General features: G+C 73.0%; 22 protein-coding genes. 15 read left to right on the top strand and 7 right to left on the bottom strand.

Annotated elements, in window-relative coordinates; all coding sequences use genetic code 11:
* Positions 1–55: 55 nt before the first annotated feature.
* The 4 genes from JSQ78_RS06665 to JSQ78_RS06650 all read left to right on the top strand — a co-directional run bounded on the left by JSQ78_RS06665 (position 56) and on the right by JSQ78_RS06650 (position 7,155).
* Complete coding sequence (locus tag JSQ78_RS06665) at positions 56–2,521, top strand: lamin tail domain-containing protein (RefSeq protein WP_211450382.1); 2,466 nt, start codon at positions 56–58, stop codon at positions 2,519–2,521.
* A gap of 119 nt (positions 2,522–2,640) precedes the next feature.
* The gene (locus tag JSQ78_RS06660; RefSeq protein WP_211450381.1) at positions 2,641–5,016 is read left to right on the top strand and encodes an ATP-dependent helicase; all 2,376 of its coding nucleotides are present in this window, start codon (positions 2,641–2,643) and stop codon (positions 5,014–5,016) included.
* Positions 5,017–5,077: 61 nt separating this feature from the next.
* Positions 5,078–5,536, top strand: a complete 459-nt coding sequence (locus JSQ78_RS06655) for an LpqB family beta-propeller domain-containing protein (protein ID WP_211450380.1) — start codon at positions 5,078–5,080, stop codon at positions 5,534–5,536.
* Complete coding sequence (locus tag JSQ78_RS06650; protein ID WP_249295955.1) at positions 5,533–7,155, top strand: DUF5671 domain-containing protein; 1,623 nt, start codon at positions 5,533–5,535, stop codon at positions 7,153–7,155. Before JSQ78_RS06655 ends, JSQ78_RS06650 begins: the two co-directional genes overlap by 4 nt.
* Before the next feature lie 6 nt (positions 7,156–7,161).
* On the opposite strand, the gene JSQ78_RS06645 is transcribed toward JSQ78_RS06650, so the two are convergent.
* From JSQ78_RS06645 to JSQ78_RS06635, 3 genes are all read right to left on the bottom strand, one after another.
* Positions 7,162–7,338 (bottom strand): hypothetical protein, encoded by a 177-nt coding sequence (locus JSQ78_RS06645; protein ID WP_021010806.1) that lies wholly within the window; start codon positions 7,336–7,338, stop codon positions 7,162–7,164.
* 74 nt (positions 7,339–7,412) lie between these two features.
* On the bottom strand, positions 7,413–7,670 hold the full coding sequence (locus JSQ78_RS06640; RefSeq protein WP_211450379.1) for a hypothetical protein: 258 nt from the start codon (positions 7,668–7,670) through the stop codon (positions 7,413–7,415).
* A 50-nt stretch (positions 7,671–7,720) separates the two neighbouring features.
* A complete protein-coding gene (locus tag JSQ78_RS06635) occupies positions 7,721–8,443 on the bottom strand; it encodes a VIT1/CCC1 transporter family protein (RefSeq protein WP_211450378.1) in 723 nt (240 codons plus the stop codon).
* A gap of 187 nt (positions 8,444–8,630) precedes the next feature.
* Here JSQ78_RS06635 and sucC point away from each other — a divergent pair, with 187 nt between their 5' ends.
* The 4 genes from sucC to JSQ78_RS06615 all read left to right on the top strand — a co-directional run bounded on the left by sucC (position 8,631) and on the right by JSQ78_RS06615 (position 11,423).
* A complete protein-coding gene (gene sucC / locus JSQ78_RS06630) occupies positions 8,631–9,797 on the top strand; it encodes an ADP-forming succinate--CoA ligase subunit beta (RefSeq protein ID WP_211450377.1) in 1,167 nt (388 codons plus the stop codon).
* 14 nt (positions 9,798–9,811) lie between these two features.
* Positions 9,812–10,711: a succinate--CoA ligase subunit alpha gene (gene sucD / locus JSQ78_RS06625; RefSeq protein WP_211450376.1), complete on the top strand. Its 900-nt coding sequence runs from the start codon at positions 9,812–9,814 to the stop codon at positions 10,709–10,711.
* Between the two features lie 121 nt (positions 10,712–10,832).
* Complete coding sequence (locus tag JSQ78_RS06620) at positions 10,833–11,021, top strand: hypothetical protein (protein ID WP_211450375.1); 189 nt, start codon at positions 10,833–10,835, stop codon at positions 11,019–11,021.
* A 42-nt stretch (positions 11,022–11,063) separates the two neighbouring features.
* Positions 11,064–11,423, top strand: a complete 360-nt coding sequence (locus JSQ78_RS06615) for a hypothetical protein (protein WP_211450374.1) — start codon at positions 11,064–11,066, stop codon at positions 11,421–11,423.
* 102 nt (positions 11,424–11,525) lie between these two features.
* Here the strand turns inward: JSQ78_RS06615 and JSQ78_RS06610 are convergent, their stop codons facing one another.
* On the bottom strand, positions 11,526–13,745 hold the full coding sequence (locus JSQ78_RS06610; RefSeq protein ID WP_211450373.1) for an NADP-dependent isocitrate dehydrogenase: 2,220 nt from the start codon (positions 13,743–13,745) through the stop codon (positions 11,526–11,528).
* A 148-nt stretch (positions 13,746–13,893) separates the two neighbouring features.
* On the opposite strand from JSQ78_RS06610, the gene JSQ78_RS06605 reads away from it, so the two are divergent.
* The 6 genes from JSQ78_RS06605 (at position 13,894) to JSQ78_RS06580 (ending at position 22,507) form a co-directional block, all read left to right on the top strand.
* The gene (locus JSQ78_RS06605; RefSeq protein ID WP_211450372.1) at positions 13,894–15,462 is read left to right on the top strand and encodes a cell division protein PerM; all 1,569 of its coding nucleotides are present in this window, start codon (positions 13,894–13,896) and stop codon (positions 15,460–15,462) included.
* Positions 15,463–15,472: 10 nt separating this feature from the next.
* Positions 15,473–16,102: a phosphoribosylglycinamide formyltransferase gene (gene purN, locus JSQ78_RS06600; RefSeq protein ID WP_211450371.1), complete on the top strand. Its 630-nt coding sequence runs from the start codon at positions 15,473–15,475 to the stop codon at positions 16,100–16,102.
* The gene (purH, locus tag JSQ78_RS06595; RefSeq protein ID WP_211450370.1) at positions 16,099–17,829 is read left to right on the top strand and encodes a bifunctional phosphoribosylaminoimidazolecarboxamide formyltransferase/IMP cyclohydrolase; all 1,731 of its coding nucleotides are present in this window, start codon (positions 16,099–16,101) and stop codon (positions 17,827–17,829) included. Before purN ends, purH begins: the two co-directional genes overlap by 4 nt.
* A gap of 117 nt (positions 17,830–17,946) precedes the next feature.
* Entirely contained in the window at positions 17,947–18,564 is a 618-nt protein-coding gene (locus JSQ78_RS06590) for a P-loop NTPase family protein (protein ID WP_211450369.1), read from the top strand.
* A 263-nt stretch (positions 18,565–18,827) separates the two neighbouring features.
* On the top strand, positions 18,828–20,702 hold the full coding sequence (locus JSQ78_RS06585) for an ABC transporter ATP-binding protein (RefSeq protein WP_211450368.1): 1,875 nt from the start codon (positions 18,828–18,830) through the stop codon (positions 20,700–20,702).
* On the top strand, positions 20,699–22,507 hold the full coding sequence (locus JSQ78_RS06580) for an ABC transporter ATP-binding protein (RefSeq protein ID WP_211450367.1): 1,809 nt from the start codon (positions 20,699–20,701) through the stop codon (positions 22,505–22,507). The genes JSQ78_RS06585 and JSQ78_RS06580 overlap by 4 nt, the downstream gene beginning before the upstream one ends.
* Positions 22,508–22,583: 76 nt before the next feature.
* Here the strand turns inward: JSQ78_RS06580 and JSQ78_RS06575 are convergent, their stop codons facing one another.
* The 3 genes from JSQ78_RS06575 to JSQ78_RS06565 form a co-directional block, all read right to left on the bottom strand.
* Positions 22,584–24,083, bottom strand: coding sequence for an alpha-amylase family glycosyl hydrolase (locus JSQ78_RS06575; protein ID WP_211450366.1), 1,500 nt, complete (start codon positions 24,081–24,083; stop codon positions 22,584–22,586).
* A gap of 18 nt (positions 24,084–24,101) precedes the next feature.
* The gene (locus JSQ78_RS06570) at positions 24,102–24,548 is read right to left on the bottom strand and encodes a GNAT family N-acetyltransferase (protein WP_211450365.1); all 447 of its coding nucleotides are present in this window, start codon (positions 24,546–24,548) and stop codon (positions 24,102–24,104) included.
* A gap of 71 nt (positions 24,549–24,619) precedes the next feature.
* Positions 24,620–25,609 carry a 1-phosphofructokinase family hexose kinase gene (locus JSQ78_RS06565; RefSeq protein WP_211450364.1) on the bottom strand — a complete coding sequence of 330 codons (990 nt, stop codon included), beginning with the start codon at positions 25,607–25,609 and terminating at the stop codon, positions 24,620–24,622.
* Between the two features lie 119 nt (positions 25,610–25,728).
* On the opposite strand from JSQ78_RS06565, the gene imuA' reads away from it, so the two are divergent.
* Positions 25,729–26,418 carry a DnaE2-dependent mutagenesis accessory factor ImuA' gene (imuA', locus tag JSQ78_RS06560; protein WP_211450363.1) on the top strand — a complete coding sequence of 230 codons (690 nt, stop codon included), beginning with the start codon at positions 25,729–25,731 and terminating at the stop codon, positions 26,416–26,418.
* The last annotated feature ends 14 nt before the right edge of the window (positions 26,419–26,432 follow it).

Here is a 26,432-nt window from a genome sequence, read left to right as displayed (position 1 = left end):
CCGCGACACGTGGCGAGCGTTCGATGGGGCTGATCCCCTCCACCGAAGGAACCCCATGCGTCGACGCCGTCCCGCCGCCCTCGCCGCCGTCATCCCGGCGGCGCTCGCGGCCACCCTGCTCACCGCTCCCGCCGCGCACGCGGGGGACGCCGACATCGTGATCAACGAGGTGCAGTCGAACAGCGCCGTCGGCGCGCCCGACTTCTTCGAGCTGACGAACGTCGGTGCCGCGCCCGTCGACATCTCCGGCTGGATAGCCCGCGACGACAAGGATGACGAGGAGCACATCGTCTTCCCCGCGGGCACCGTGATCGCCCCGGGGGACTTCGCCGTGTTCGAGCCGGAGCCACTCGCGGGCTTCGGGCTCGGCAAGGCCGACTCCGTGCGCATCTTCACGGCCGCGGGCGCGCTCGTCGCCAGGTACGGCTGGACCGAGCACGCGTTCTCGGAGGGGCGGCTGCCCGACGGCACCGGCGCCTTCGTCGACACCGAGCCGACGCCCGGCGCGCCGAACGTCGCGCGCGAGGTCGTCGAGGCCGTGCCGGTCGATTCGCCCGTCGTCGTCAACGAGGTGCAGAGCGCCGACGCAGCAGGCGGCCCCGATTGGGTCGAGCTCGTGAATCGTGACTTCGAGCGCTCTGTCGACGTCTCGGGCTGGATCCTCCGCGACGACGACGACCTGAGCCTCGTGCGCATCCCTGCCGGCACGGTCCTCGCGCCGGGCGGTTACCTCGTCGTCGAGACGGCCGATGATGTGGTGGCATCGAGCTTCAGCCTCGGCAAGGCCGACGCGGTCCGCCTCTACACCGCCGACGGCACCGGCCTCGTCGACCAGTACTCCTGGACCGAGCACGCCTCCACCGAGGGCCGGCTGCCCGACGGCTCGGGCACCTGGGTCGACACCGAGCCGACGCCCGGCGCGCCGAACGTCGCCCGCTTCGTCCCCTCGCCGATCGTCATCAACGAGATCGAGTCGAACGGCGACCCGCGCGGCGACTGGGTCGAGCTCGCCAACACCGACACGGTGGAGACGGTCGACCTCTCGGGCTGGAGCCTCGTCGACGGCGATCCGTCGCACGAGCCGATCGTGCTGCCGGAGGGCACGACGATCGAGTCGGGCGGCTACCGCGCGATCATCACCGATGCCGCGGGGGCCTACAGCAGCGACTTCGGGCTCGGCGGCGCCGACTCCGTCACGCTCCGCGACGCGGCCGGACAGATCGTCGACTCGTTCACCTGGGAGGCGCACGCGCCCGCGACCTACGCGCGCTGCGCCGACATGACTGGCGACTTCGCGCCGTCCGCGACCGCGACCTTCGAGGTCCGCAACGACTGCGCATCCGTGGAGGAGCCGGCCGTCGAGGCCGAGCCGTGGCCGTTCGGCGGCGATGTGCGGTTGGCAGTCGCGCCCGGCACGTGGGGCGATGACATGTCGGGCCTCGACCTCGCGGCCGACGGCACCCTCTTCGCGGTCAACAACGACAACGCCGAGATCTTCGAGCTCGAGGCGGCAGAGAGCGTCTCCGCGATCGCCCGGTCGTGGGTCGCGCACTACCCGGACGGCTCGGGCCAGCCCGACGCCGAGGGCATCTCGGTCGCCGGTGACGGCGCGATCTTCCTGGCGACCGAACGCGACAACCGCACGAAGGGCGTGAGCCGCCCGTCGATCCTGCGCGTCGAGCTCGGCGCCGATGGCGAGTCGACGACGACGCACGAATGGGATCTGACGTCGCTGCTCGGTCCGCTCGGCGCCAACCTCGGGCCCGAGGCGATCGAGTGGATCTCGGACGCCGACGCGGTGCGCCTCGGCGTGCGCGACCTCTCGAGCATCATCGGCCCCGGCGACGAGGGCGCGGTCGCCGCGGCCGAAGCGGGGGGCGCGTACGACCCGACCGCGTACGGCGATCACTTCGGCGGACTATTCGCGATCGCGATCGAGCAGACTGGCCTCGTCCACCTCGTCGTGCTCGAGGCCGACAGGGGCGTGACGCTGCTGCAGGCCACCGCGCCCGGCGACGCGCTCGATATCGTGATGGGGCTCGACTGGCGCGCGGGCGGCAACGCCCTGTGGGCGGTGTGTGACGAGGCGTGCGACAACCGCCACGCCGAGCTCGCGTTCGTCGACGGGCTGCTGACGACGCAGCGCGCCGTGCACGCGCCCGCCGCGATGGACCCCGGCTACACGAACGAGGGCCTCGCGATCGACTGGTGCGCGCTCGACCCGGCCGCGACGCCGACGGTGCTGTGGATCTCGGACAGCCCGCACGAAGGCGTCTCGCTGCGCTCGGCGGCGGGTGACGCGTGCGTCGCTCCGCCGGCGGAGACCCCTGCGCCTGCGCCGACGCCGACGCCGACCGAGGCGCCCGGCGCCGCGGTCGGCGTCGGGCAGGGCGGCACCGGCGCGAGTGCTGGCGCGCTGCCGCGCACGGGCGGCGAGGCACCGGTCGGCGCGGTGATGCTCGGCGGTCTGCTGCTGCTCGCGGGCATCGGCCTCGCGCTGCGCCATCGGCGCGCGGCGTGAGCGGCGCCTGACGGGCGCGTCCCGGGGCCCGGGTGCGACGCATTCGGGCCCGTCGTCTCCACGGCGGATGCGTCCTGGCCGTCGGCCGCGTCACCGGCGGCTCGTAGACTGGGCAGGACATGACGGATCTGTGGGGCCTGGGGGACGAGGGCTTCGGTGAAGTGCAGCGGCCGACGCCCCTCGGACCGCGCGGTGAGACGATCCCCGAGGAGCTGCTCGAGGGGCTGAACCCGCCGCAGCGCGAGGCGGTCGAGCACCGCGGACCCGCGCTGCTGATCGTCGCGGGCGCCGGCTCGGGCAAGACGCGCGTGCTCACGCACCGCGTCGCCGGGCTGCTCGCGACCCGCGAGGCGTGGCCGAGCCAGATCCTCGCGATCACCTTCACGAACAAGGCCGCCGCCGAGATGCGCGAGCGCGTCGAGCGCCTCGTCGGCGAGGAGTCGCGCGGCATGTGGATCTCGACGTTCCACTCCGCGTGCGTGCGCATCCTGCGACGCGAGGCCGAGGAGTTCGGCTTCAAGCAGTCGTTCACGATCTACGACTCGGGCGACGTGCGCGCGCTCGTCAAGCGGCTCATCAAGGAGCGCGGCGCCGACATCCAGGGGCTCACGCCCGGCGGCGTCGCCGCGCGCATCTCGAAGGCGAAGAACGAGCTGCACGACGTCGACTCGTGGGCCCGCACCGCCAACCTCGAGAACCCGCTCGACGCCGCCTTCCTCGAGCTGTGGCGCGACTACGACAACGAGCTGCGGCGCGCGAACGCGTTCGACTTCGACGACCTCATCTCGCAGACCGTCTTCCTGCTGCGCGCGTTCCCGCACGTCGCCGCGCAGTACCGCAAGCGCTTCCGCCACATCCTCGTCGACGAGTACCAGGACACGAACGCGGCGCAGTACGCGCTCATCCGCGAGCTCACGCAGCCCGTCACGCGCGCCGACCTGCCCGATCTCCGCGCCGACCTGCCGGGCGCGTCCCTCACGGTCGTGGGCGACTCGGATCAGTCGATCTACGCGTTCCGGGGCGCCGACATCCGCAACATCACCGACTTCGAGCGCGACTTCGCCGGTGCCCGCGTCATCATGCTCGAGCAGAACTACCGCTCGACGCAGAACATCCTCTCGGCCGCGAACGCCGTGATCGGCAACAACTTCGACCGGCGCGAGAAGCGGCTGTGGACCGACTCGGGCGACGGCGCGAAGATCGTCGGCTTCACCGGCTACTCCGGCCACGACGAGGCGCAGTTCGTCGCCGACGAGATCGTCGAGCTCACCTCCGGGGGCATGGCCTACAGCGACATCGCGGTCTTCTACCGCACGAACGCGCAGACGCGAGCGCTCGAAGAGGTGCTCATCCGCACCGCGATCCCGTACCGGGTTATCGGCGGCACGAAGTTCTACGAGCGAGCCGAGATCAAGGACGCCATGGCGTACCTCATCACGGTCGCGAACCCCGCCGATTCCCTCAGCCTGCGCCGCATCATGAACGTGCCGCGGCGCGGCATCGGCCCGGCGACGGAAGCGGCGCTGCAGGCCTTCGCCGACGAGCGGCAGATCACGCTGCGGGATGCGATGCGTCGCGTCGACGAGATCGCGCTCGGCCCGAAGGTGGCCGCGGCGATCACGGACCTCGCGGCGCTGCTCGACGAGTGGAGCGACCGGCCCGAGGCCGATCCCGGCGAGGTGCTGCGCGACCTCATGAGCCGCTCGGGCTACACCGATCAGCTGCGCCGCTCGCCCGACCCGCAGGACGCGGCGCGGCTCGAGAACGTCGAGGAGCTCATCGCGGTGACGCGCGAGTTCCGGCGGCAGAACCCCACCGGCAACCTCGTCGACTTCCTCACCGAGACGGCGCTCGTCGCCGCCGCCGACGAGCTCGACGACTCCGGCGGGCAGGTCTCGCTCATGACGCTGCACACCGCGAAGGGCCTCGAGTTCGAGGCGGTGTTCATCACGGGCGTCGAGGAGGAGCTGCTGCCGCACCGCATCTCGGCGAACGAGCCGGGAGGGCCCGCCGAGGAGCGGCGGCTGTTCTACGTCGGCATCACGCGCGCCCGCCAGCGCCTGCACCTCTCGCTCGCCATGACGCGCGCGCAGTTCGGCGAGGTCAACCCCGCCGTGCCGAGCCGCTTCCTCGAGGAGATCCCGACCGACCTGATCGACTGGCGCACCGCGCCGGTGACGGTGCGCCAGTCGTCGTCGCAGCGCGCGGTCGGCCGCTGGCGCGACGAGCCGCGCGAGTCGTTCGTGACGGGCTTCCGCGAGCCAAAGGCGCTGCCGAAGGGCTCGAAGCGGGAGTTCGCCAACACCATCACCGAGGTGCGCGACAACAGCGGCATGGAGCTCGCGCCCGGCGACCGCATCCGCCACAAGGACTTCGGCGAGGGCCGCGTGCAGGCGATCACCGGCGCCGACAAGAAGCGCGTCGCCGAGGTGCTCTTCGACGGGACCGGCCGCAAGCGGCTGCTCGTGAAGATCGCGCCGATCGAGAAGCTCTGAGCGGACGTCGACCTCGACGCCGCCGCTGGCGCCCGGTCGGCGGATCGCCCATGATGACGTCATGGATGCATCCCCGCCGCGCCGCGACCGCGCGCTGATCGCGGTCATCGCCGCCGTCGCGGCCATCGCGGTGATCGCGCTCGCGGTCGTGCTCACGCGCGGCGCTGCCGAGCCGCTCGACGCGTCGACGCCAGCGGGAGTGGTGCAGCGCTACGCCGAGGCGGTCATCGCCGGCGACGAGGAAGCTGCCCGCGAGCTCCTCGTCGCGGAGGTGCGGGAGGACTGCGAGCCGGTGGAGCCCGCCGTGTTCGACGAGGTGCGGGTGTCGCTCACCGGCACGACCGAGCGCGAGTCGAGCGCCGACGTCGACGTCACGATCGTGACCGCGAGCGGCGGCGGGCTGCTCGGCACCTCCGAGTACCGGGAGGAGGCGACGTTCGACCTCGTGCGCACGGGCTCGAGCTGGGAGATCGAGACCGCGCCCTGGCAGTTCGCGGTCTGCGCGGAGGCTGCCCGGTGAGCTCCGCCGACCTCCCCGGCGCAGCCGTGCGAGCGCCCCGCGGCGCGCAGGGCACGGTGCGGCGCCTCATCGTCTACACGCTGCTGCTCGTGCTCGCGGTCATCACCGCGACGGGCGTGAGCGGGCTGCTCGGCCGCTTGCTCGAGGGGCGCCCGGACGTCGCGGGCGGTGCAGGCGGTCTCGCGCTCTCGCTCGCCTTCGCGCTCATCGGCGGGCCGCTGTGGGCGCTGCTGTGGTGGTTCCTGTGGCGCCAGCTCGCCGGGCCCGACCGGTCGTCGGCGGCGTGGGGGATCTACGTCGCGGTGCTCTCGATCGTCGCGCTGGTCACCGCGACCACGTCGCTGCTCGGCACGCTGGCAGGGCTGCTGCGCGGCGACTGGGCGCCCGACAGCCTTGCCACCGGTGTCACGTGGCTCGCTGTCTGGATCGGGCACCGGCTGCTCTGGGCGCATCCGCGCAAGGGGCCGCTGCGGCTGTCGACCGTGCCCCCGGTGCTCGGCGCCGCCTACGGGCTCGTCGTCGCGGCCGTCGGGGCCATCGATGCGCTGCGCGGCGTGCTCGGCGCTGCCGTGCTCCCCGAGCTCGCGACGGTGGGGAGCGACTGGTGGCTCAGCCCCCTGCAGGCGCTCGTCTGGGCTGCGGGCGGGGCGCTCATCTGGTGGTGGCACTGGGTGCGAGAGCGCGCGACCGCGCTCCAGCGCACCTTCGCCTCGGTCGTGCTCGTCGTCACGGGTGTGCTCGGGGGAGCCGTGGTCGCGCTCGCCGGGCTCGGCACCGCGCTGCACGTCGGGCTGCGCGCCGCGTTCGACCGCGCGGAGCCCTGGAGCCGGCTGCTCGATCCGCTCCCGCTGGCGATCGCCGCGGCCGCGGTCGGCGCGGTCGTGTGGCTCTACCACCGGCGCCACGCGAGCGAGCGATCGGCGAGCACCCGCAGCGCCGCGCGGCTCGTCGAGGCCGGTGTCGGCCTCATCTTCGCGGCGTCGGGCGTCGGCGTGATCGTCAACGCTCTGCTCGCGACGCTCACCGCACCGCTCGCAGGCAGCGGCCCGCGTTCGCTCCTGCTCGCCGGCCTCGCGGCGCTCCTCGTCGGCGCGCCGGTGTGGTGGCTCGCGTGGCGGCCGCTCGACGGCGCGACCGCCGACGTGGGTGCGACGGGGCGGCGGGTCTACCTCGTCGCCGTCTTCGGCGTGAGCGCGGTCGTCGCGCTCGTCGCGCTGCTCGTCGTGGGCTACCGGCTGTTCGAGCTCGTGCTCGACGGAGGCTCCGGCGAGGGGCCGATCGAGCGCATCCGCGCGCCGTTCGGGCTGCTGCTCGCGACGGTGCTCGTCGCGGCCTACCACTTCGCCATCTGGCGGCGCGATCGCCGGGCGGCGCCGCCCGCGCAGCGAGCGCGTGCGATCGACCGCGTCGTGCTCGTCGCGACGGACGACAGCGCGGCCCTCGCGCGCGCGATCGAGGCGGCGACCGGGGCGACCGTCGTCGAGTGGCCGCGTGCGGAGGCAGGGGAGCAGCCGCCGACGGACGCGGTGCTCGCGGCGCTCGAGGGCATCGCGGCGCGTCGCGTGCTCGTGCTCGCCGGACCGGGCGATCGGGTCGAGGCGGTGCCGCTCGTCGGCTGACGCGGGCTAGAGCGACTGCGTGACGAGCAGCACCATCGCGACGAGCGTGAGCGCCGCGCCGCCGACGATGATCGGCCGGAAGCGGCGCGCCATCGTGCGCGGCGGCCGGTCGTCGTCGAAGCGCTCGAAGTAGGGGTCGAGCTCCGGCGGCACCCGGTCCTGCTCGCGGCTCTGCTCCTGCATGCGCCCAGCCTGCCACGGATGACGGATGCCGTCCCGGCGTGTCCGGGACGGCATCCGTCGTGTGGTGGTGCGACTCAGTCGCGGTCGTCGCCCTCGCGGCGGTCCGGCCGCGGTCGCTCGACCTTCGGCAGCGCGGTCGTCGAGAGCCGACCGCGGTCGGGCTGCGGGTGCGGCTCGTGCGACTCGATCTCCTCGTCGATCGCCGCGATGGCCGTCGTGTCGGCCGCGGGCAGGGCCGCCTCGAAGCGAGCGCGGCGGCGCTTGAGCCACAGCGCGAGGACGATGATGAGCGCCATCGCGACGTAGGCGACGATCGAGAACGGGCTCTGCACGAGGTAGGACGAGCTGCGCTACAGCCCGCGTCGCTGAGGCCGCCGCGGCGCTAGTGCACCGGCGTGCCGAGCAGCGCGCCGATCGCCCAGGTCGCGGCGAGCGCGAGGATGCCGCCGATCAGCACGCGGAACATCGCGACGCGCTTGCCCGAGGCGCCGATGCGGGCCGAAACGAAGCCCGTGATGAGCAGGGCGACGACGGTCGCGATCGCGATCGGCCACGGCATCCATGCGCCGGGGGAGAGCACGGCGGCGAGCAGCGGGATGAGGGAGCCGGTCGTGAAGGCGACCGCGGAGGCGAGGGCCGCCGACCACGGATCGTTGAGGTCGTCGGGGTCGAGGTTGTACTCGATGCTGAGGTGCGCGCGCAGCGGATCCTTGCCGTGCAGCTCGACCGCCGCGGTGTGGGCGGTCGCGGGGGAGAGGCCGCGCTCCTCGAACATGTGGGCGAGCTGGTCGATCTGCCCCTCGGGATTGTCGGCGAGGTGCTGCTGCTCGCGGCGGATCGCGCCTCGCTCGCTGTCGCGCTGCGACGAGACGGAGACGTACTCGCCGACGCCCATCGAGAACGCGCCGGCGACGAGCGCCGCGACCCCTGCGGTCAGCACGCCTGCCGGGGACGTGCCGGCGCTCGCGACGCCGACCATGAGCGCGGCCGTCGAGACGATGCCGTCGTTCGCGCCGAGCACGCCGGCACGCAGCCAGTTGAGCTTCGACGCGATGGACCCGACCGGCGGCGGCAGGTCGGGGCGGCGCTGCAGCGCAGGATCCATGGATGTCCTCCCGGGCATCCATCGTCCGGTGCGCGCGAGGGCGCCGCAAGCAAGGCGGCACTCGGCCGATCTGCACCCGCGAGCCGAAGGCAGCGGCTTCGGCGAGCCGAAAGCGACAGGCCCGCATGCGGTGCGGGGATAGGCTGGTCGACGGCGATTCCCCAACAGCACACCGATTGGATGACGCGTGGATCTGTACGAGTACCAGGCAAGGGACCTGTTCGAGCAGCACGGGGTCCCCGTGCTGCGCGGCATCACGGCCGACACTCCCGAGGAGGCGCAGGCGGCTGCCGCGGAGCTCGGCGGCGGTGTCGTGGTCGTGAAGGCGCAGGTCAAGACGGGCGGTCGCGGCAAGGCCGGCGGCGTCAAGCTCGCGAAGAGCCCCGAGGAGGCGAAGGACGCCGCGGAGGCGATCCTCGGCCTCGACATCAAGGGCCACACCGTGCACCGCGTGATGGTCGCCGAGGGCGCCGCCATCAAGGAGGAGTACTACTTCTCGGTGCTGCTCGACCGCGCCAACCGCTCGTACCTCGCGATGTGCTCGTACGAGGGCGGCATGGAGATCGAGCAGCTCGCCGAGGAGCGCCCCGAGGCGCTCGCCAAGGTCGAGGTCGACCCGGCGACCGGCATCGACCAGGCGAAGGCCGAGGAGATCGTGCGCGCCGCGAGCTTCCCCGAGGAGCTCGTCGCGAAGGTCGCGCCCGTCATCGTGAAGCTCTATGGCGTCTTCACCGGCGAGGACGCGACGCTCGTCGAGGTCAACCCGCTCGTGCTCACCGAGGGCGGCGACGTCATCGCGCTCGACGGCAAGATCACGCTCGACGAGAACGCCGAGTTCCGCCACGAGACGCATGCGCAGCTCGAGGACAAGGCCGCGGCGAACCCGCTCGAGGCGAAGGCCAAGGAGGCCGGCCTCAACTACGTGAAGCTCGACGGCCAGGTCGGCATCATCGGCAACGGCGCGGGCCTCGTCATGTCGACGCTCGACGTCGTCGCCTACGCGGGCGAGCGCCACGGCGGCGTCAAGCCCGCCAACTTCCTCGACATCGGCGGCGGCGCCTCCGCGCAGGTCATGGCCGCGGGCCTCGACGTCATCCTGAACGACGAGGACGTCAAGAGCGTCTTCGTCAACGTCTTCGGCGGCATCACCGCATGCGACGAGGTCGCGAACGGCATCGTGAAGGCGCTCGAGATCCTCGGGGACGAGGCGTCGAAGCCGCTCGTCGTGCGGCTCGACGGCAACAACGTCGACGAGGGCCGACAGATCCTCGCCGACGCGAACCACCCGCTCGTGACGGTGGTCGAGACGATGGACGAGGCCGCCGACAAGGCCGCCGAGCTGGCTGCGGCATAGGAGAACCAGAAGAGATGTCGATCTACCTCAACAAGGACAGCAAGGTCATCGTCCAGGGCATCACCGGCGGCGAGGGCTCGAAGCACACCGCCCGGATGCTCGCGGCCGGCACCCAGGTCGTCGGCGGCGTGAACGCGCGCAAGGCCGGCACGACCGTCTCCCACACGGGGAAGGACGGCTCCGCCGTCGAGCTGCCGGTCTTCGGCTCCGTCGCCGAGGCGATGGCCGAGACGGGCGCCGACACGTCGATCGTCTTCGTGCCGCCGGCGTTCGCGAAGGACGCCGTCATCGAGGCCGTCGACGCGGGCATCGGCCTGCTCGTCGTCATCACCGAGGGCATCCCCGTGCAGGACTCTGCCGAGTTCTGGGCCCACGCCAAGGCGAAGGGCACGACGCGCATCATCGGCCCGAACTGCCCGGGCATCATCACGCCCGAGGAGTCGCTCGTCGGCATCACGCCCGCGAACATCACGGGCAAGGGCCCGATCGGCCTCGTGTCGAAGTCGGGCACGCTGACCTACCAGATGATGTTCGAGCTGCGCGACATCGGCTTCTCGACCGCCATCGGCATCGGCGGCGACCCGATCATCGGCACGACGCACATCGACGCGCTCGAGGCGTTCGAGGCCGACCCCGAGACGAAGGCGATCGTCATGATCGGCGAGATCGGCGGCGACGCCGAGGAGCGCGCGGCCGACTTCATCAAGGCCAACGTGACGAAGCCGGTCGTCGGCTACGTCGCGGGCTTCACCGCTCCCGAGGGCAAGACGATGGGCCACGCCGGCGCGATCGTCTCCGGCTCCTCCGGCACCGCCGAGGCGAAGCAGGTCGCGCTCGAGGCGGCCGGCGTCAAGGTCGGCAAGACGCCGTCCGAGACCGCCCGCCTCATGCGAGAGGTCATCGAGTCGCTCTGAGCGACTGCGCGAGCACGACTGCGTGAGCAACGGGCCCCGGCTTCGGCCGGGGCCCTTCCTCGTTCCCGGCCGCCGCTCGGGCGCGCGGTCTAGGGTGGCTGCACGACCCGAGGAGGCAGCCATGCATCACGACGCGAGCAGCGAGCACGACGGCGAGGGCACGAAGAAGCCCGGTGGGCTCGGCGACGACGGCACGATCCCCGCGAACCCCGACGGGCTCGGCGCGACGACGACCGACGAGGAGTCGACGTTCGAGCCGGAGGAGGACGAAGCGGCCGACGACGAGGCGGCGAAGCCCGACGTCGACTGACGGGGCCTCGCGCTCGGCGCGAGCGCGGTGCACAGTGGGAGCATGACGATCCTCTGCGCGACGTGCGGCGTCGAGACCGCTGCGCCGCTGCCCGAGACCTGCCGCATCTGCGCCGACGAACGGCAGTGGGTGCCGCTGCACGGCCAGATCTGGACGAGCGTCGAGGAGCAGCTCGCCGACGGCATGCACATCGACGTCGTCGAGCTCGAGCTGCTGCCGGGCGTGCGGCTCATCCGCTTCGGCGGCCACTTCCCGGGCGCCGCCGTCATCGTGTGGGAGCGGGGGAGCGGCGGGCAGGGCTCGCTGCTCGCCGGCGACACGATGCAGCCGAAGCAGGCGATCGCCCGCAGCGCGCAGCGCCACATCGAGTGGGTCACGGGCGTGCACGACGACCTCGGGTGAGGCGTGGCCGGCCGGACGGGGGCGAGCGAGAGGGGCGGATGCGCCCGAGCGGGGCCGGCACGCCCGGCCCGCTCGGGCGCATCCGCCCCCGTCGGTCTCGCGTCAGCGCAGGTGCGCGAGGATCCCGTTGAGCGACGCGCTCGGGCGCATCGCCGCGTCGGCGAGGTCGGTGTCGACCCGGTAGTAGCCGCCGAGGTCGACGGGCGAGCCCTGCACCTCGAGCAGCTCGCGCTCGATCGCGTCGGTCTGCTCGACGAGCTGCTGCGCGACCGGTGCGAACACCTCGGCGAGCTGCGCGTCGACGGTCTGCGCGGCGAGCTCCTCGGCCCAGTAGCGCGCGAGCCAGAAGTGGCTGCCGCGGTTGTCGATCTCGCCGACCTTGCGCGACGGCGACTTGTTCTCGTTGAGGAACGTGCCGGTCGCCGCGTCGAGCGTCTCGGCGAGCACGCCCGCGCGCGCGTTGCCGGTCGACTCCGACAGGTGGCGGAACGACTCCGCGAGCGCCATGAACTCGCCGAGCGAGTCCCAGCGCAAGTGGTTCTCCTCGACGAGCTGCTGCACGTGCTTCGGCGCCGAGCCACCGGCGCCCGTCTCGAACAGGCCGCCGCCGTTGAGCAGCGGCACGACCGAGAGCATCTTCGCGCTCGTGCCGAGCTCGAGGATGGGGAAGAGGTCGGTGTTGTAGTCGCGCAGCACGTTGCCGGTCACCGAGATGGTGTCCTCACCGCGGCGGATGCGCTCGATCGAGACGCGCGTCGCCTCGACGGGGCTCAGGATCTGGATGTCGAGCCCCTCGGTGTCGTGCTGCGGCAGCTCGGCCTCGACCTTCTTGATGAGCTCGGCGTCGTGCGCGCGCTCGGCGTCGAGCCAGAAGATCGCGGGCGTCGACGAGGCGCGGGCGCGCGTGACCGCGAGCTTCACCCAGTCGCGCACCGGCACGTCCTTCGTCTGGCACGCGCGCCAGATGTCGCCGGCCTCGACGTCGTGCGAGAGCAGCACGTCGCCGGCGGCGTTCACGACCTCGACGCGGCCGTCGCGCTCGATGCGGAACGTCTTGTCGTGCGAGCCGTACTCCTCGGCCTTCTGCGCCATGAGGCCGACGTTCGGCACGGAGCCCATCGTCTTCGGGTCGAAGGCGCCGTTGCGCTGGCAGTCCTCGATGACGACCTGGTAGATGCCGGCGTACGAGGAGTCGGGGATGACCGCGAGCGTGTCGGCCTCCTCGCCATCGGGGCCCCACATGTGGCCCGACTGGCGGATCATCGCGGGCATGGATGCGTCGACGATGACGTCGGAGGGCACGTGCAGGTTCGTGATCCCGCGGTCGGAGTTCACCATCGCGAGGCGAGGGCCGTCGGCGATGCCCTGCTCGATCGCGGCGCGCACCGCGGCGGCCGTCTCGTCGCCGAGCTCGGAGAGCCCGGCGAGGATCGAGGCGAGGCCGTTCTCGGGCGAGAGGCCCGCCTCGGCGAGCTGCTCGCCGTACTGCTCGAACACCGCGGGGAGGAACGCGCGCACGACGTGGCCGAAGATGATCGGGTCGGAGACCTTCATCATCGTCGCCTTGAGGTGGGCGGAGAAGAGGATGTGCTCGTCGCGCGCGCGGCGGACCTGCTCGGCGAGGAACGCGTCGAGCGCCTTCGCCGACATGAACGTCGCGTCGACGATCTCGCCCTCGAGCACGGCGAGGCCGTCCTTGAGCACGGTCGTCTCGCCATCGGCGCCGACGAGGCGGATCTGCAGCGTGTCGGCGGCGGGCATCGTCACCGACTGCTCGTTCGAGCGGAAGTCGCCCGCGTCCATCGTCGCGACGGCCGTCTTCGAGTCGGCCGACCACGCGCCCATCGAGTGCGGGTGCTTGCGCGCGTACTCCTTCACCGAGCGCGGCGCGCGGCGGTCGGAGTTGCCCTCGCGCAGCACCGGGTTGACGGCCGAGCCCTTGACGGAGTCGTAGCGGGCCCGCACGTCGTGGTCGTCGTCCGTGACGACCTCGTCGGGGTAGTCGGGGAGCGCGAAGCCCTTCGACTGCAGTTCGGCGATGACGGCCTTGAGCTGCGGCACCGACGCCGAGATGTTCGGCAGCTTGATGATGTTGGCCTCGGGCGTCTTCGCGAGCTCGCCGAGCTCGGCGAGCGCGTCGGCCTCCTGCTGCTCGGCCGGCAGGCGGTCGGCGAAGGCGGCGACGACGCGACCGGCGAGCGAGATGTCGCGGCGCTCGACCTCGACGTCGGCGGCCGCGGCGAACGCCTCGACGATCGGCAGCAGCGAGTGCGTCGCGAGCATCGGCGCCTCGTCGGTGTACGTGTAGATGATCTTGGCCATGCGGCTCGAACCCCTCGCGGTCTCGGATTGTGACGGCGGCCTCGAGAGCGTGCGCGGGCCGCGCCGTGCGCATCCAACCTACCGCGACCCTGCCCGAGCGCCGCGCGGCGGAAGGACGCGGGGCGGATGCGTCGGTAGGGTGCCAGCCGTGCGTCGCGTGTGGGCCGGGATCGGCCAGGCAGTCGAGTCCGCCGCCATCGCAGCGGTGGGCCTCGTGCTGTGCGCGCTCGTGCTGCTCGCCGTCTGGGGCGTCGATGGGGGCTTCGCCGGCGACCCGCTCGTGCAGTGGCGCATCGCGGCCGACGCGTGGCTCGTCGGCCACGGCGTCGACCTCTCGCTCCAGCTCGGCCGCGACGCGGTCATCGCGGTCGGGATCGAGGCAGCGAGCCGGCCCTTCGCCATCACGCTCGGTGCGTGGGGCATCGGCCTCATCACGCTGTGGCTGCACTGGCGCAGCGGTCGCCGGCTCGCCGAGCTGCCGATCCTCGACGCGGGCATCGCGACGCTCTGCGGCGCGCTCGCGACCGGCACCGTCGGCCTGCTCGCCGCCGTGAGCGCGCAGCACCCCATCGCATCCCCCGACCTCGCGCAGGCCTTCGCGCTGCCCGCGCTCGTCGCGCTCGTCGGCATGGCCGCCGCGATCGTGCGCGTGCACGGGCACGACTGGCTCGACGCGGCATCGCGCGCGCTCACGATCGAGGATCGCTGGATGCGTCCGATCCGCGCCGCGCTCCGCACCGGCGCGGGCGGGGCGGTCGCGGTGCTCGGCGTCGGCGGGCTCGTGCTCGGCGTCGGCCTCTTCACGCGCTTCGCCGAGGGGCTGCTCGTGATGGAGTCGCTGCAGGTGACGCACCTCGGCGCCTTCGTGCTCTTCCTGCTGCAGCTCGCGCTCGCACCCGTCGCGATCGTCTGGGCCGCGGCGTGGGCGATCGGCCCCGGCTTCATGATCGGCACCGGCTCGCACGTCTCGCCGCTCGGCACCGACCTCGGCCCGATCCCCGCGATGCCGCTGCTGTCGGCGATCGACCCCGAGGCGGCGCCGTGGATGCTCGCGGTCGTCGCGCTCCCGGTCGTCGCGGCGGTCGTGGTCGGCGCGCTCGCGCGGCAGACGATCCTCGCGGGCGAGCCCTCGGGCCCCGTGCACTGGTGGGAGCTCGCGATCGCCGGCGTCGGCGGCGGCGTGCTCGCCGGAGCGCTGCTCGGCCTCGCCGCGATGCTCTCGAGCGGCTCGATCGGGCCGGGTCGGCTCGCCGAAGCGGGCCCCGACGCGGTGCTCGTCGCCGCGTGGGGCGCGCTCGAGGTGGGCGTCGGCCTGCTCATCGGCCTCGTCGTCGGCGGCCGCGGCGTCGGCTCGCTCGCCCGCGAGGGGGAGGGCTCGACGATCCGCGAGGTGCTCGGCCTGCGCGCCGGCCGTGATGCGGCGGATGCGTCCGCGGGCGGTGCGGACGCCGACGCGCAGGAGACGCGGCCGGTCGCGCCGCTCGCCGAACCGGCGCCCGCCTCGCTGGTGACGGCCGAACCGGCGACCGCCGAGCCGCAGGAGTCGTCCCCCGTCGTCGCGGTCTCGATCGAGGATCAGGTGCAGACGCAAGCGGTCGATCCCGTCGACGCGCCCGCCGGCGGCGCGGAGGCGACCGATGACCTCCCCGAGCCGCAGCGCGGGGGCGACGGAGCGCATCCGATCCCGTCTGCCGACGACGACGAGCGCCCTCGGTAGGCTGGAGGACGTGCTCCGCGTCGTCGTCCTCGTCTCCGGGAGCGGCAGCAACTTCGCCGACCTGCTCGATCGCGCCCGCTCCGGCCGCGTCGCGGTCGAGGTGATCGCCGTCGGCGCCGACCGCGAGTGCGGCGGCGTCGAGATCGCGCGCGCCGCCGGCATCCCGACGTTCGTCGAGCCGTTCGCGCCGCCGCGCGAGGCGTGGAGCGAGCGCGTCGCCGAGCGCGTCGAGGCGTTCGAGCCCGACCTCGTCGTGCTCTCGGGCTTCATGCGGCTGCTCTCGGCGCAGGCGGTCTCGCGCTTCGCGCCGGCGCTGCTCAACACGCACCCGGCGTTCCTGCCCGAGTTCCCCGGCGCGCACGGCGTGCGCGACGCGCTCGCGGCGGGCGTCACCGAGACGGGCGCGAGCGTCATCATCGTCGACAGCGGCGTCGACACCGGTCCGATCCTCGCCCAGCAGCGCGTGCCCGTGCTGCCTGATGACACCGAGGCGACACTCCACGAGCGCATCAAGGCCGTCGAGCGCGACCTGCTCGCGGGCGTGCTCGAGGGCATCGCCGACGGCTCGATCGACCTCGCCGACCACGGCCTCGAGCACAAGCTCGACCGGCCAGAGACCGCACCGGAGGAAGCCACGTGAGCGGACCCCAGCACGACCCGAGCCTCTACCGCGAGCGCGATGCGGTGCCCTTCCGGCGCGCGCTGCTCTCGGTGAGCGACAAGACCGGCATCGTCGAGCTCGGCGCGGCCCTCGCGCAGGCGGGCGTCGAGCTCGTCTCGACCGGCTCGACCGCGAAGATGCTCGCGGATGCGGGCCTGCCCGTCACCGAGGTCGCGGCCGTCACCGGGTTCGCAGAGGCCCTCGACGGCCGCGTCAAGACGCTGCACCCGGCGATCCACGCCGGCCTGCTCGCCGACCTGCGGCTCGAGCACCACGCGGCGCAGCTCGCCGAGCTCGGCATCGCGCCGTTCGAGCTCGTCGTCGTCAACCTCTACCCGTTCGTCGAGACGGTGCGCTCGGGCGCGGCCGACGCCGACATCGTCGAGCAGATCGACATCGGCGGCCCGGCGATGGTGCGCGCGTCGGCGAAGAACCACGCGAACGTCGCGATCGTCACCGATCCGCGCGTCTACCCGCTCATCGCGAAGGCCGCCGGCACGGGGCTGAACCTCATGCAGCGCCGCGCCCTCGCGCGCGACGCGTTCGCCCACACCGCCGCCTACGACCGCGCCGTCGCGCGCTGGTTCGCGGGCGAGCCGGTCGACGAGCCGAGCGCGGCCGCCACCGCGAGCGCGGCCCCGGCGCCCGCCGCCGAGGCGCCCGCCGCGCCCGAGGCGCAGGCCGCGGCGCCGACCGCGACGACCGCACCCGAGTCGGCCGACGCATCCGTCGCCGACACCTCGAGCGCGAGCGGCCTGCTGCGCGCCGTCGGCGGCGCGAGCCTCGTGCAGGGCCTCCGCTACGGCGAGAACAGCCACCAGCAGGCGGGGCTCTTCGCGCTGCCCGGCGGGCGGGGCATCACGCAGGCCGAGCTGCTGCACGGCAAGCCGATGTCGTTCAACAACTACGTCGACGCCGATGCGGCGCTGCGGGCGGCGTACGACTTCGTCGAGCCCGCGGTCGCGATCATCAAGCACGCGAACCCGTGCGGCATCGCGATCGCGGCGCCCGGTGCGGCCGATGCGATCGCCTCGGCGCACGAGCGCGCGCACGCGTGCGACCCGGTCTCGGCGTTCGGCGGCGTCATCGCCGCGAACCGAACCGTGACGCGCGCGATGGCCGAGACGGTCAAGGACATCTTCACCGAGGTCGTCGTCGCGCCCGACTTCGAGCCCGAGGCGCTCGAGCTGCTCACGGCGAAGAAGAGCATCCGGCTGCTGCGCCTCCCGGAGGGCTACGCGCGCGAGGGCTCCGAGCTGCGGCAGGTCTCGGGCGGCGTGCTCGTGCAGCAGCCCGACACGTTCGAGGGCTTCTCGTCGCACACGTGGCGGCGGGTCGCGGGCTCGCACGTGCCCGACGACGTGCTCGCCGATCTGGAGTTCGCGTGGCGCGCGGTGCGCTCGGTGAAGTCGAACGCCATCCTGCTCGCCGCCGGGCTCGCCTCGGTCGGCGTCGGCATGGGCCAGGTCAACCGCGTCGACTCGTGCGCGCTCGCGGTCTCGCGAGCGGGGGAGCGCGCCGCGGGCTCGGTCGCGGCATCGGATGCGTTCTTCCCGTTCGCGGACGGGCTCCAGGTGCTGCTCGACGCGGGCGTGCGCGCGGTCGTGCAGCCGGGCGGCTCGGTGCGCGACGAGGAGGTCATCGCCGCGGCGACCGCCGCCGGCATCACGATGTACTTCACGGGCGAGCGCCACTTCGCGCACTGAGCGCCTGCCGACGCGCGGCGCCGGGTGCACTGCCGTCCGACAGGTGGCGGTATGCCGCCACCTGTCGGGCAGGGCTGCACCCGCTGCCGAGTCGGGACTCGCGCTACCCTCGCCCGCATGAGCGCGGGGACGATCGACGACGTCCGGCGCGCCCGCCGCGTGCTGTGCTTCGGCGTCACGGGATCGGGCAGGTCGACGCTCGCGACCGCCCTCGCCGAGCGGCTCGGCCTGCCGGTCGTGCTCATGGACGACCTCTGCTGGGATCCCGGCTGGGTGCAGCCGCCGCGCGCCGAGCTCGACGCGCGCGTGCTCCCGGTGCTCGACCGGGAGGCGTACGTCGCCGACACGGTCTACGGCATCCACAACCGCGCGGCGCTTGAGCGCGTCGACGTCATCGTCGGCCTCGACTACCCGCGGCTCGTGTCGCTCGGCCGGCTCGTGCGCCGCACGGCGAGGCGCCTCCGCACGCGCGAGCGCGTCTGCAACGGCAACGTCGAGACGCTGCGGCTCGTGCTCGCGCGCGACTCGATCATCGTCTGGCACTTCCGCTCGAGGCGCTCGAAGCGCGAGCGGATGCGCGCCTGGCGCGCCGACGCCGCGGCGCCGCCCGTGCTGCTGCTCCGCACGCCCGCCGACGCCGATCGGCTGCTCGCGGCGCTCGATCGAGGATCGCGCGACGCCGAGTCATTGGGAAACGCCGATCAGCGCTGGACACGTCGCATGGCATCTGCTTAGGATCGAAGGCTGTCTGCACCGACCGGGTGCGGCCGACGCCAGGAGGATGCCATGAGCACGACGACGACCGCTGCGATCGCTGCCACCCGCGCCCTCCGCGTCCGCCCCGCGGGCCCCGCCGCCTAGGACGGCCGAAGGGCCCCCGCCCGCCGCGAGCCCGCTCGCCCCGCGTCACGCTCCGCTGACGCCGCACGACCACTGCGACCATCGTCGCGTCACACCATCGCAGGCCCACCCAGCCTGCGACCGCGAAGGATCCCCTCATGTCCTCGACGTCTCCGGACCAGACCGAGACCAAGCCCGTCGGCCACCTGCGAGCGCTCTCGCGGCTCGTGCCGTTCCTCCGGCCCGTGCTGCCCCGCTTGCTGTGGGGCACGTTCGCCGCGCTGCTCTCAGCGCTGCTGAGCCTCGCGACGCCCATCGCGATGCGCGCGCTCGTCGACGGCCCGCTCGCCGCCGGCGACGCGGCCGCCGTGTGGCCGGTGGGCATCGCGATCCTCGCGCTCGGCCTCGGTGAGGCGTTCTTCGTCTACATGCGCCGGCTGCTCGTGACGCTGCCCTCGACCAAGGTCGAGGCGTCGATGCGCCGCACGCTCTACGCGAAGCTGCAGGCGCTGCCGGTCGCGTTCCACGACCGCTGGCAGTCGGGCCAGCTGCTCAGCCGCGCGGTGCAGGACCTCGGCATGATCCGCCGCTTCACCGCCTTCGGCGCGCCGCTGCTCGTCGTCAACTCGATCACGCTCGTGGTCGGCATCGGCGTGCTCTTCTACTGGAGCCCGCTGCTCGCCGGCGTCTTCGTCACGCTCTCAGCGCCCATCGTGCTCGTCGCGCTGCGCTTCGAGCGCCGCTACTTCTCGATCTCGCGCTCCGCGCAGGACCAGGCGGGCGACCTTGCGACGACCGTCGAGCAGTCGATCCACGGCATCCGCGTGCTCAAGGCGTTCGGCCGTGGCCGCCACGCGCTCGAGGGCTTCACCGACCAGGCGAAGCGGCTGCGAGAGACCGAGATCGACAAGGCCCGCATGGACGGCAGCCTGTGGATGTGGCTGACGATCGTGCCGTACGTCTCGTACGCCGTCTGCCTCTTCCTCGGCGTCTGGCTCGCGGCGAGCGGCCAGATCACGGTCGGCACGCTCTTCGCGTTCTTCGCCGTCGCGATGGTGCTCAACTGGCCCATCGAGTCGATCGGCTTCCTGTTCGCGTTCCTCATCGACGCGTCGAACGCATCCCGCCGCTTCCACGAGATCCTCGACAGCGAGAACACGATCGTCGACCCGGCCGAGCCGAAGACCATCCGCGAGCCGAAGGGCCGGCTCGTGTTCGAGGGCGTGCACTTCCGCTACCAGGACGCGCAGCCGCACGAGCGCGACCTCGTCGATGGCGCCGACCTCGTGATCGAGCCGGGCGAGACGATGGCGCTCATCGGCATCACGGGCTCGGGCAAGACGACGCTCACGGCGCTGCCGACCCGCCTCTACGACGTCACGGGCGGCCGAGTGCTGCTCGACGGCGTCGACGTGCGCGAGCTCACCCTCGAAGAGCTGCGCACCCACGTCGCGATGGCGTTCGAGGACGCGACGCTCTTCTCGGCGTCCGTGCGCGACAACGTGCTCATGGGCGCCCCGGATGCGTCGGAGGAAGCCCTCGACCGCGCCCTCTCGATCGCGCAGGCCGACTTCGCGCGCAACCTGCCGAAGGGCCTCGACACCGAGATCGGCGAGGAGGGCCTCTCCCTCTCCGGCGGCCAGCGGCAGCGGCTCGCGCTCGCGCGCGCCGTCGCGGCCGACCCGGCGGTGCTCGTGCTCGACGACCCGCTCTCGGCGCTCGACGTCGAGACCGAGGCGCAGGTCGAGGATGCGCTGCGGCACGTGCTCGAGCGCACGACCGCGCTCATCGTCGCCCACCGCCCCAGCACGGTGCAGCTCGCCGACCGCGTCGCGCTCATGCGCGACGGCCGGATCGTCGACGTCGGCACCCACTCCGAGCTGCTCGCCCGCAGCGAGCACTACCGCTACGTGATCTCGAGCCTCGAGGAGGCCGAGCGCGACCGCCAGTCGATCGCCGCCGTCACCGGCGCGATGGACGTCATCGACATCGACGCGCTCGATGCCGAGTCTTCCCAGGGGGTCTCCCGATGACCGTGCAGGGCGTGCAGGGCGAGGACCGCACCGACTACACCAAGGCCGAGTCGAAGGCCATCCGCGCGCGCTCGCGGCGCCTGCTCGGCTCGCTGCTGAAGCCGCACGTCGGCCGCGTCGTCGTGACGCTGCTGTTCGTCGTGATCGCGGCCGCCGCGAACATCGCGGGGCCGCTGCTCATCGCCTACGGGATCGACGTCGGCCTGCCCGCGATCATGCGGCAGGGCGACTGGATGCCGCTGTGGGTCGCGACGCTCGTCTACATCGCCGCGGCGATCGCCGCCGGCGTGCTCATGTACCTCTACACGGTCGGCATCGCGCGCATCAGCCAGACGGTGCTCTACGAGCTGCGCCGCCGCCTGTTCGCGCACGCGCAGCGCTTGAGCCTCGAGTTCCACGAGTCCTACACGTCGGGCCGCATCATCGCCCGGCAGACGAGCGACCTCGAGTCGATCCGCGACCTGCTCGACCAGGGCCTCAACGAGCTCGTGCGCGGCGTGCTCATCATGGGCTTCACCGCCGGCGCCATGACGCTGCTCGACCCGCTCTCGGGCGCGATCATCGGCATCGCGCTCATCCCGGCGATCATCCTCACGCGCTGGTTCCAGGTGCGCTCGACGGTGCTCTTCCGCGAGACCCGCACGACGAGCGCGCGCATGATCGTGCACTTCGTCGAGACCATGACGGGCATCCGCGCCGTGAAGGCGTTCCGCAAGGAGGGCGCGAACCAGCGCGAGTTCGACGAGCGCGTCGACGACTACCGCGACGCGAACTACCGCACGATCAACATCTTCGGCATCTACGAGCCGGGCATCATGATGATCGGCGCAGTCACGATCGCGACGCTCGTGCTCGTCGGCGGCCTCCGGGTCGTCGAGGGCTCGATGCAGATCGGCGCCCTGCTCGGCGTCGCCCTCTACGCGCGCAACTTCTTCCAGCCCATCCAGGGCATCGGCATGTTCTTCAACGGCTACCAGTCGGCCTCGGCCGCGCTCGAGAAGATCTCGGGCGTGCTCGAGGAGGAGCCGACGGTGAAGGAGCCGGTGCAGCCGAAGGCGCTGCCGGCCTCGCGCGGCCAGATCGACTTCGACGCGGTGCGCTTCGCGTACGGCAACGGCAAGGTCGTGCTGCCCGACTTCGACCTGCACATCCCCTCCGGTCAGACGATCGCGCTCGTCGGCACGACCGGCGCGGGCAAGTCGACGCTCGCGAAGCTCGTCTCGCGCTTCTACGACCCGACCGACGGATCGGTGAAGCTCGACGGCGTCGACCTGCGGGAGCTCGCGAACGACGACCTGCGCCGCGCGGTCGTGATGGTGACGCAGGAGGCATACCTCTTCTCGGGCACCGTCGCCGACAACATCGCGCTCGGCAAGCCCGGTGCGAGCGACGAGGAGATCGAGGCGGCCGCGCGCGCGGTCGGCGCGCACGGCTTCATCGAGGCGCTGCCCGACGGCTACGCGACCGACGTCAACAAGCGCGGCGGTCGCGTGAGCGCGGGGCAGCGGCAGCTGCTGTCGTTCGCGCGCGCGTTCCTCGCCGACCCGCGCGTGCTCATCCTCGACGAGGCGACGGCGTCGCTCGACATCCCGTCGGAGCGGCTCGTGCAGGAGGGCCTCACGACCCTGCTCGCCGACCGCACGGCGATCATCATCGCGCACCGGCTCTCGACCGTCGCGATCGCCGACCGGGTGCTCGTGATGGAGCACGGCCGGATCATCGAGGACGGCTCGCCGGCCGAGCTCATCGAGCAGGGCGGCAAGTTCGCGTCGCTGCACCGCGCGTGGCGGGAGTCGCTCGTCTAGTCCCGACGCCTCCGTCGAACTTCCCCGAACCGCGGGATCCCGCCGGGGAAAGCCGCGGTTCGGGGAAGTTCGGCGGTCAGGGGCGGGTGGAGCGGTCGAGCGCGACCGCTTGCCACGGGCCGAGCTCGAGCGCGGCGACGCCGCCGGCGACCTCGACGACGGATGCGCAGTCGGGCACGACGACGTCGCAGTACGTCCCGTCAGGCAGGTCGATGGGCACCTCGACCGAGGTCGGCTCGTCGTCGAGCTGCACCGCGAACGCGGCCGTCTCGCCGCGGAGCGACACGAAGACCGAGCCGATCGACGACTGCTCGGTCACGGGCGCGTCGACGACGCGCGTGCGCCAGGAGACGAGCTCGAGCGTGCCGGGCCACCGGTGCTGGCACACCCACTCGCCGTCCTGCCAGCCGCCCTCGGGGTCTGGCCGTGCATCCGCCGTGCACGACGCATCCGCCACCGAGCCGTCGGCCTCGAGCTCGGGACCCGCGTCGCGGTCGGTAAAGGCGTAGCCGGAGTAGAGCGTCGGCGGACCGTAGTCGCTCGCGAGCATGACCGCGGTCGCCGCGGCGAACGCGCCGCCGTCGCGGTAGGAGAGCGTCTGGCTGTTGCGCTCGGTGTCGTGGTTGGCGACGAAGGTGCGCTGGCCCTCCTCGAGCAGGCCGTAGCCGGCGGGGGAGAGGTCGGCGACGGCCCGCGCCTGTCCGCCGCGCACGAAGGCGCCGACGCGCTCGGCCCAGCCGAACTCCCACACGGTCGAGAAGCCCGTGTACTGCTCGGGCGTCACCGGCTCGCCCGCGCCGCGGATGACCTCGCTGATGACGGGCGTGCCCTCGGGCAGCGCGGCGACGATCGCGGCGGCGTCTCTGGGGTCGATGTGCTTGGCCGCGTCGATGCGGAAGCCCGTCACGCCGAGCGAGAGCAGGTCGTCGAGGTAGGCGACGATCGTGGCGCGCACGTGCACCGACTCGGTCGCGAGGTCGGCGAGGTTCTCGAGCTCGCAGTGCTGGATGACGAAGGGCTCCCGGTAGGCGTCGATGTCGTCGTCGAGCGTGCGGTTGCAGTCGTGGAAGTCGGCGCGGCCGTAGAGGCCCGGGTACTCGTAGTGCTCGAAGGCGGTGCCCGCCCAGCCCGAGCCCGACTCGACGCCCGCCATGTGGTTGATCACCGCATCCGCGTAGACGTCGACGCCCGCCTCGCCGCACGCGGCGGTCATGGCGGCGAACTCGTCGCGCGTGCCGAGCCGCGACTCGACCTCGTACGAGACGGGCTGGTAGCTCCACCACCACTCGGTGCCATCCGCGCCGGCAGGGCCGGCGGTGCCATCCGCGCCGGCAGGGCCGGCGGTGCCATCCGCGCCGGGCAGCCCGGCTGTCGCGCCGTCGACGTGCTCCTGCGGCGGCGAGGTCAGCACCCACGCGACGCCGGCCTCGCCGAGCGCGGGGCACTCGGCGGCGATCGCGTCCCACGTCCACTGGAACAGCGCGACGCCCGCGTCGCGGCGCTCGGGCGGGGCGGACGCGCAGCCCGCGACCGCGAGCACGGCCGCGGTGGCGACGATGGCGGCCAGGCGACGCATGCGCGGCGCTAGCGCCGGCTAGAGCGTCTTGCGGCCGATGGCCTCGCCGTACTCGTTCTCGCCGATGATCTCGAAGCCGACGGCCTGGAAGAACTTGCCGGGGCCGAGGTCGCCCTCCTCCCACACCGCGAAGAGGTGCTCGAAGCCGAGCCGCTTGGCCTCCTCGGCGACCTGCTCGACGGTGTAGCTGCCGACGCCGCGCCGCTGCGCGTCGCCCGCGACGTACATGCGCAGGATGCTCGAGCGGTACTCCTCGCGGTCGACCTCGGGGTCGAAGTTCGCCATCACGAACGCGACGGGCTCGTCGCCGTCGAAGACGACGCGCTGCCACGCGCTCTGGGTGTTGACGAACTCCTCGAGGCGCGCGTTGGCGGCGAGGAAGGCCTCCTGGCCGCGCTTGAGCGTCATGCCGTTGGCAGCGACGATGTTGGCGGCGTTGAGCTCTTCGAGGCGCAGTGTCGTCATGGGCACACCGTACCAGCGCGATGCCGGGGGCCGAATGGGCGTTGGGTGAACGCTCGGAGTCGGCTGGACGCTCAGCCGATGGGCGTGATGCGGATGCGCTCGACGAGCTCGGCGGGGTCGGCGATCGAGCCGGCCTGGGCGTGGAGCACCGCGGCCGCCGACCACGCGGTCGCGCGGGCGAGCTGCTCCTCGAGCGACGCGCCCTCACCGAGGCTCTGTGCGAGCGCCGCGACGGCGGCGTCGCCCGCGCCGGTCGGGTTGCCGTCGAGCACGTGGTCGAGCACGGCGTGCCACGCGCGACCGTCGGGGAGCACCGCGAGCATCCCCTCGATGTCGAGCGACGCGAAGACGGTGCCGGTGCCGAGCGCCGCGAGCCGGCGGGCGGCGTCGAGCGGGTCGGTGCCGCCCATGGCGTCGAAGAGCTCGTGCCGGTTGGGCTTGACGGCCGTCGCGCCCGAGGCCATCGCGTGCCGCAGCTGCTCGCCGCCGACGTCGACGATCACGGGGCGGCCGGCGGCGAGCGCGATGTCGACGACGGATGCGCAGAAGCGGTCGGGCGTCAGCGGCGGGAGCGAGCCCGACGAGACGACGACGCGCGCGGCGGGCGCCTCGGCGCGCACGATCTCGAGCACGCGCGCCCAGTCGTCGTGGTCGATCGGCTCGCCGGTCTCGTTGAGGTTCGTGGTGCCGGCGGGGGTGACGATCGCGGTCGTGCGCCGCGTGGGTGCCGACACCTCGACGAGCCGGTGCGGGATCCCGGAGCGGTCGAGGTCGTGCACGAACAGCGACTGCACGGGGCCGCCGACCGGGGCGACGACGATCGCGCGACCGTGCTGCTGGTGCAGCACGCGCGCGACGTTGACGCCCTTCCCTCCCGCGCGCGCGAGCCCGGTCGGCACGCGGTGGCTCGAGCCGGGCCGCAGGTCGTCGATCGTGTAGGTGATGTCGATCGCGGGGTTCGTCGTGACGCACAGCACGTGGGTGCCGGTCGAGCGGTCGGTGTCGGCGGCCGGTGCGAGGGTCTCGGATGCGTCGTCGGGGTGGGGAGCGTCGGTCGCCATCCGGCCTCCTCGTCGCGGTCGCAGGGCTCAGCGGATCGGGATCGATCTTCGCATGGAGCACGGCCGCCGACACGCCGCAGGCGGTTGACCGGTTCGAACACACCTTCGAGAATGGGGGGATGAGGATGGCGACCACGAGGCTCGAGCGCCGCTCGGGCGAGGAGCGCACCGCGACGATCGAGGCGCTCCGCGAGCGGCTGCGCGGCATGCAGCAGGCCGTGCCCGCGACCGCGCCGACGGTCGACGAGTCGGCGCCCGCCGGGCTCGACGAGGTCGTCCGCAGCCTCCGCCCCGGCGCCGCCCACAGCATCCAGTCGCGCAGCCTCGCGCTCGCGTGCCTGGGCGCGGCCCTGCCTGCCGGCGCGTGGGGCGCGATCGTCGGCATGCCCGACCTCGGCATCGAGGCGGCCCGCGACCTCGGTGTGCCGATCGACCGCATCGCGCTCGTGCCGCAGCCGGGCCGCGCGTGGCTCGACGCGGTCGCGAGCCTCGCCGAGGCGATGCCGGTCGTGCTCGCCGCCTCTCCCGCGCGCGTGACGCCCACCGAGGCCGCGCGCCTCGCGGCGCGGCTGCGGCAGGCCTCCTCGACGCTGCTCGTCGTCGGCGAGTGGCCGAACGCTGCGACCGTCGTGCGGAGCGTGCGCGCCGAGTGGCAGGGCCTCGCCGACGGCGACGGGCGGATCGCCGCGGGGAGCCTGCTCGTCGAGGCGGCTGCGGGCGGCGCACCGCGGAGGGCGCGCATCCCGATCGCGGGTCGGCCGGCGGTCGAGCTCGAGGAGGAGGCGCCGTTGCGCCTCCCCGCTGCCTGAGCTCGCACCGCCGG

Origin of the sequence: Agrococcus sp. Marseille-Q4369 (genome assembly GCF_018308945.1) — a bacterium.
Taxonomy (GTDB): domain Bacteria; phylum Actinomycetota; class Actinomycetes; order Actinomycetales; family Microbacteriaceae; genus Agrococcus.
This window is presented reverse-complemented; position numbering and strand designations above follow the sequence as displayed.

What these genes read in the sequence shown, in the direction of transcription:
- JSQ78_RS06610 (WP_211450373.1), bottom strand. Translation starts at nt 13,745, where the DNA reads ATGGCCAAGATCATCTACACGTACACCGACGAGGCGCCGATGCTCGCG.
- JSQ78_RS06615 (WP_211450374.1), top strand. Translation starts at nt 11,064, where the DNA reads ATGACGATCCTCTGCGCGACGTGCGGCGTCGAGACCGCTGCGCCGCTG.
- JSQ78_RS06665 (WP_211450382.1), top strand. Translation starts at nt 56, where the DNA reads ATGCGTCGACGCCGTCCCGCCGCCCTCGCCGCCGTCATCCCGGCGGCG.
- JSQ78_RS06585 (WP_211450368.1), top strand. Translation starts at nt 18,828, where the DNA reads ATGTCCTCGACGTCTCCGGACCAGACCGAGACCAAGCCCGTCGGCCAC.
- JSQ78_RS06645 (WP_021010806.1), bottom strand. Translation starts at nt 7,338, where the DNA reads ATGCAGGAGCAGAGCCGCGAGCAGGACCGGGTGCCGCCGGAGCTCGAC.
- JSQ78_RS06660 (WP_211450381.1), top strand. Translation starts at nt 2,641, where the DNA reads ATGACGGATCTGTGGGGCCTGGGGGACGAGGGCTTCGGTGAAGTGCAG.
- JSQ78_RS06580 (WP_211450367.1), top strand. Translation starts at nt 20,699, where the DNA reads ATGACCGTGCAGGGCGTGCAGGGCGAGGACCGCACCGACTACACCAAG.
- JSQ78_RS06620 (WP_211450375.1), top strand. Translation starts at nt 10,833, where the DNA reads ATGCATCACGACGCGAGCAGCGAGCACGACGGCGAGGGCACGAAGAAG.
- JSQ78_RS06575 (WP_211450366.1), bottom strand. Translation starts at nt 24,083, where the DNA reads ATGCGTCGCCTGGCCGCCATCGTCGCCACCGCGGCCGTGCTCGCGGTC.
- sucD (WP_211450376.1), top strand. Translation starts at nt 9,812, where the DNA reads ATGTCGATCTACCTCAACAAGGACAGCAAGGTCATCGTCCAGGGCATC.
- JSQ78_RS06570 (WP_211450365.1), bottom strand. Translation starts at nt 24,548, where the DNA reads ATGACGACACTGCGCCTCGAAGAGCTCAACGCCGCCAACATCGTCGCT.
- JSQ78_RS06565 (WP_211450364.1), bottom strand. Translation starts at nt 25,609, where the DNA reads ATGGCGACCGACGCTCCCCACCCCGACGACGCATCCGAGACCCTCGCA.
- JSQ78_RS06655 (WP_211450380.1), top strand. Translation starts at nt 5,078, where the DNA reads ATGGATGCATCCCCGCCGCGCCGCGACCGCGCGCTGATCGCGGTCATC.
- JSQ78_RS06635 (WP_211450378.1), bottom strand. Translation starts at nt 8,443, where the DNA reads ATGGATCCTGCGCTGCAGCGCCGCCCCGACCTGCCGCCGCCGGTCGGG.
- JSQ78_RS06590 (WP_211450369.1), top strand. Translation starts at nt 17,947, where the DNA reads ATGAGCGCGGGGACGATCGACGACGTCCGGCGCGCCCGCCGCGTGCTG.
- imuA' (WP_211450363.1), top strand. Translation starts at nt 25,729, where the DNA reads ATGAGGATGGCGACCACGAGGCTCGAGCGCCGCTCGGGCGAGGAGCGC.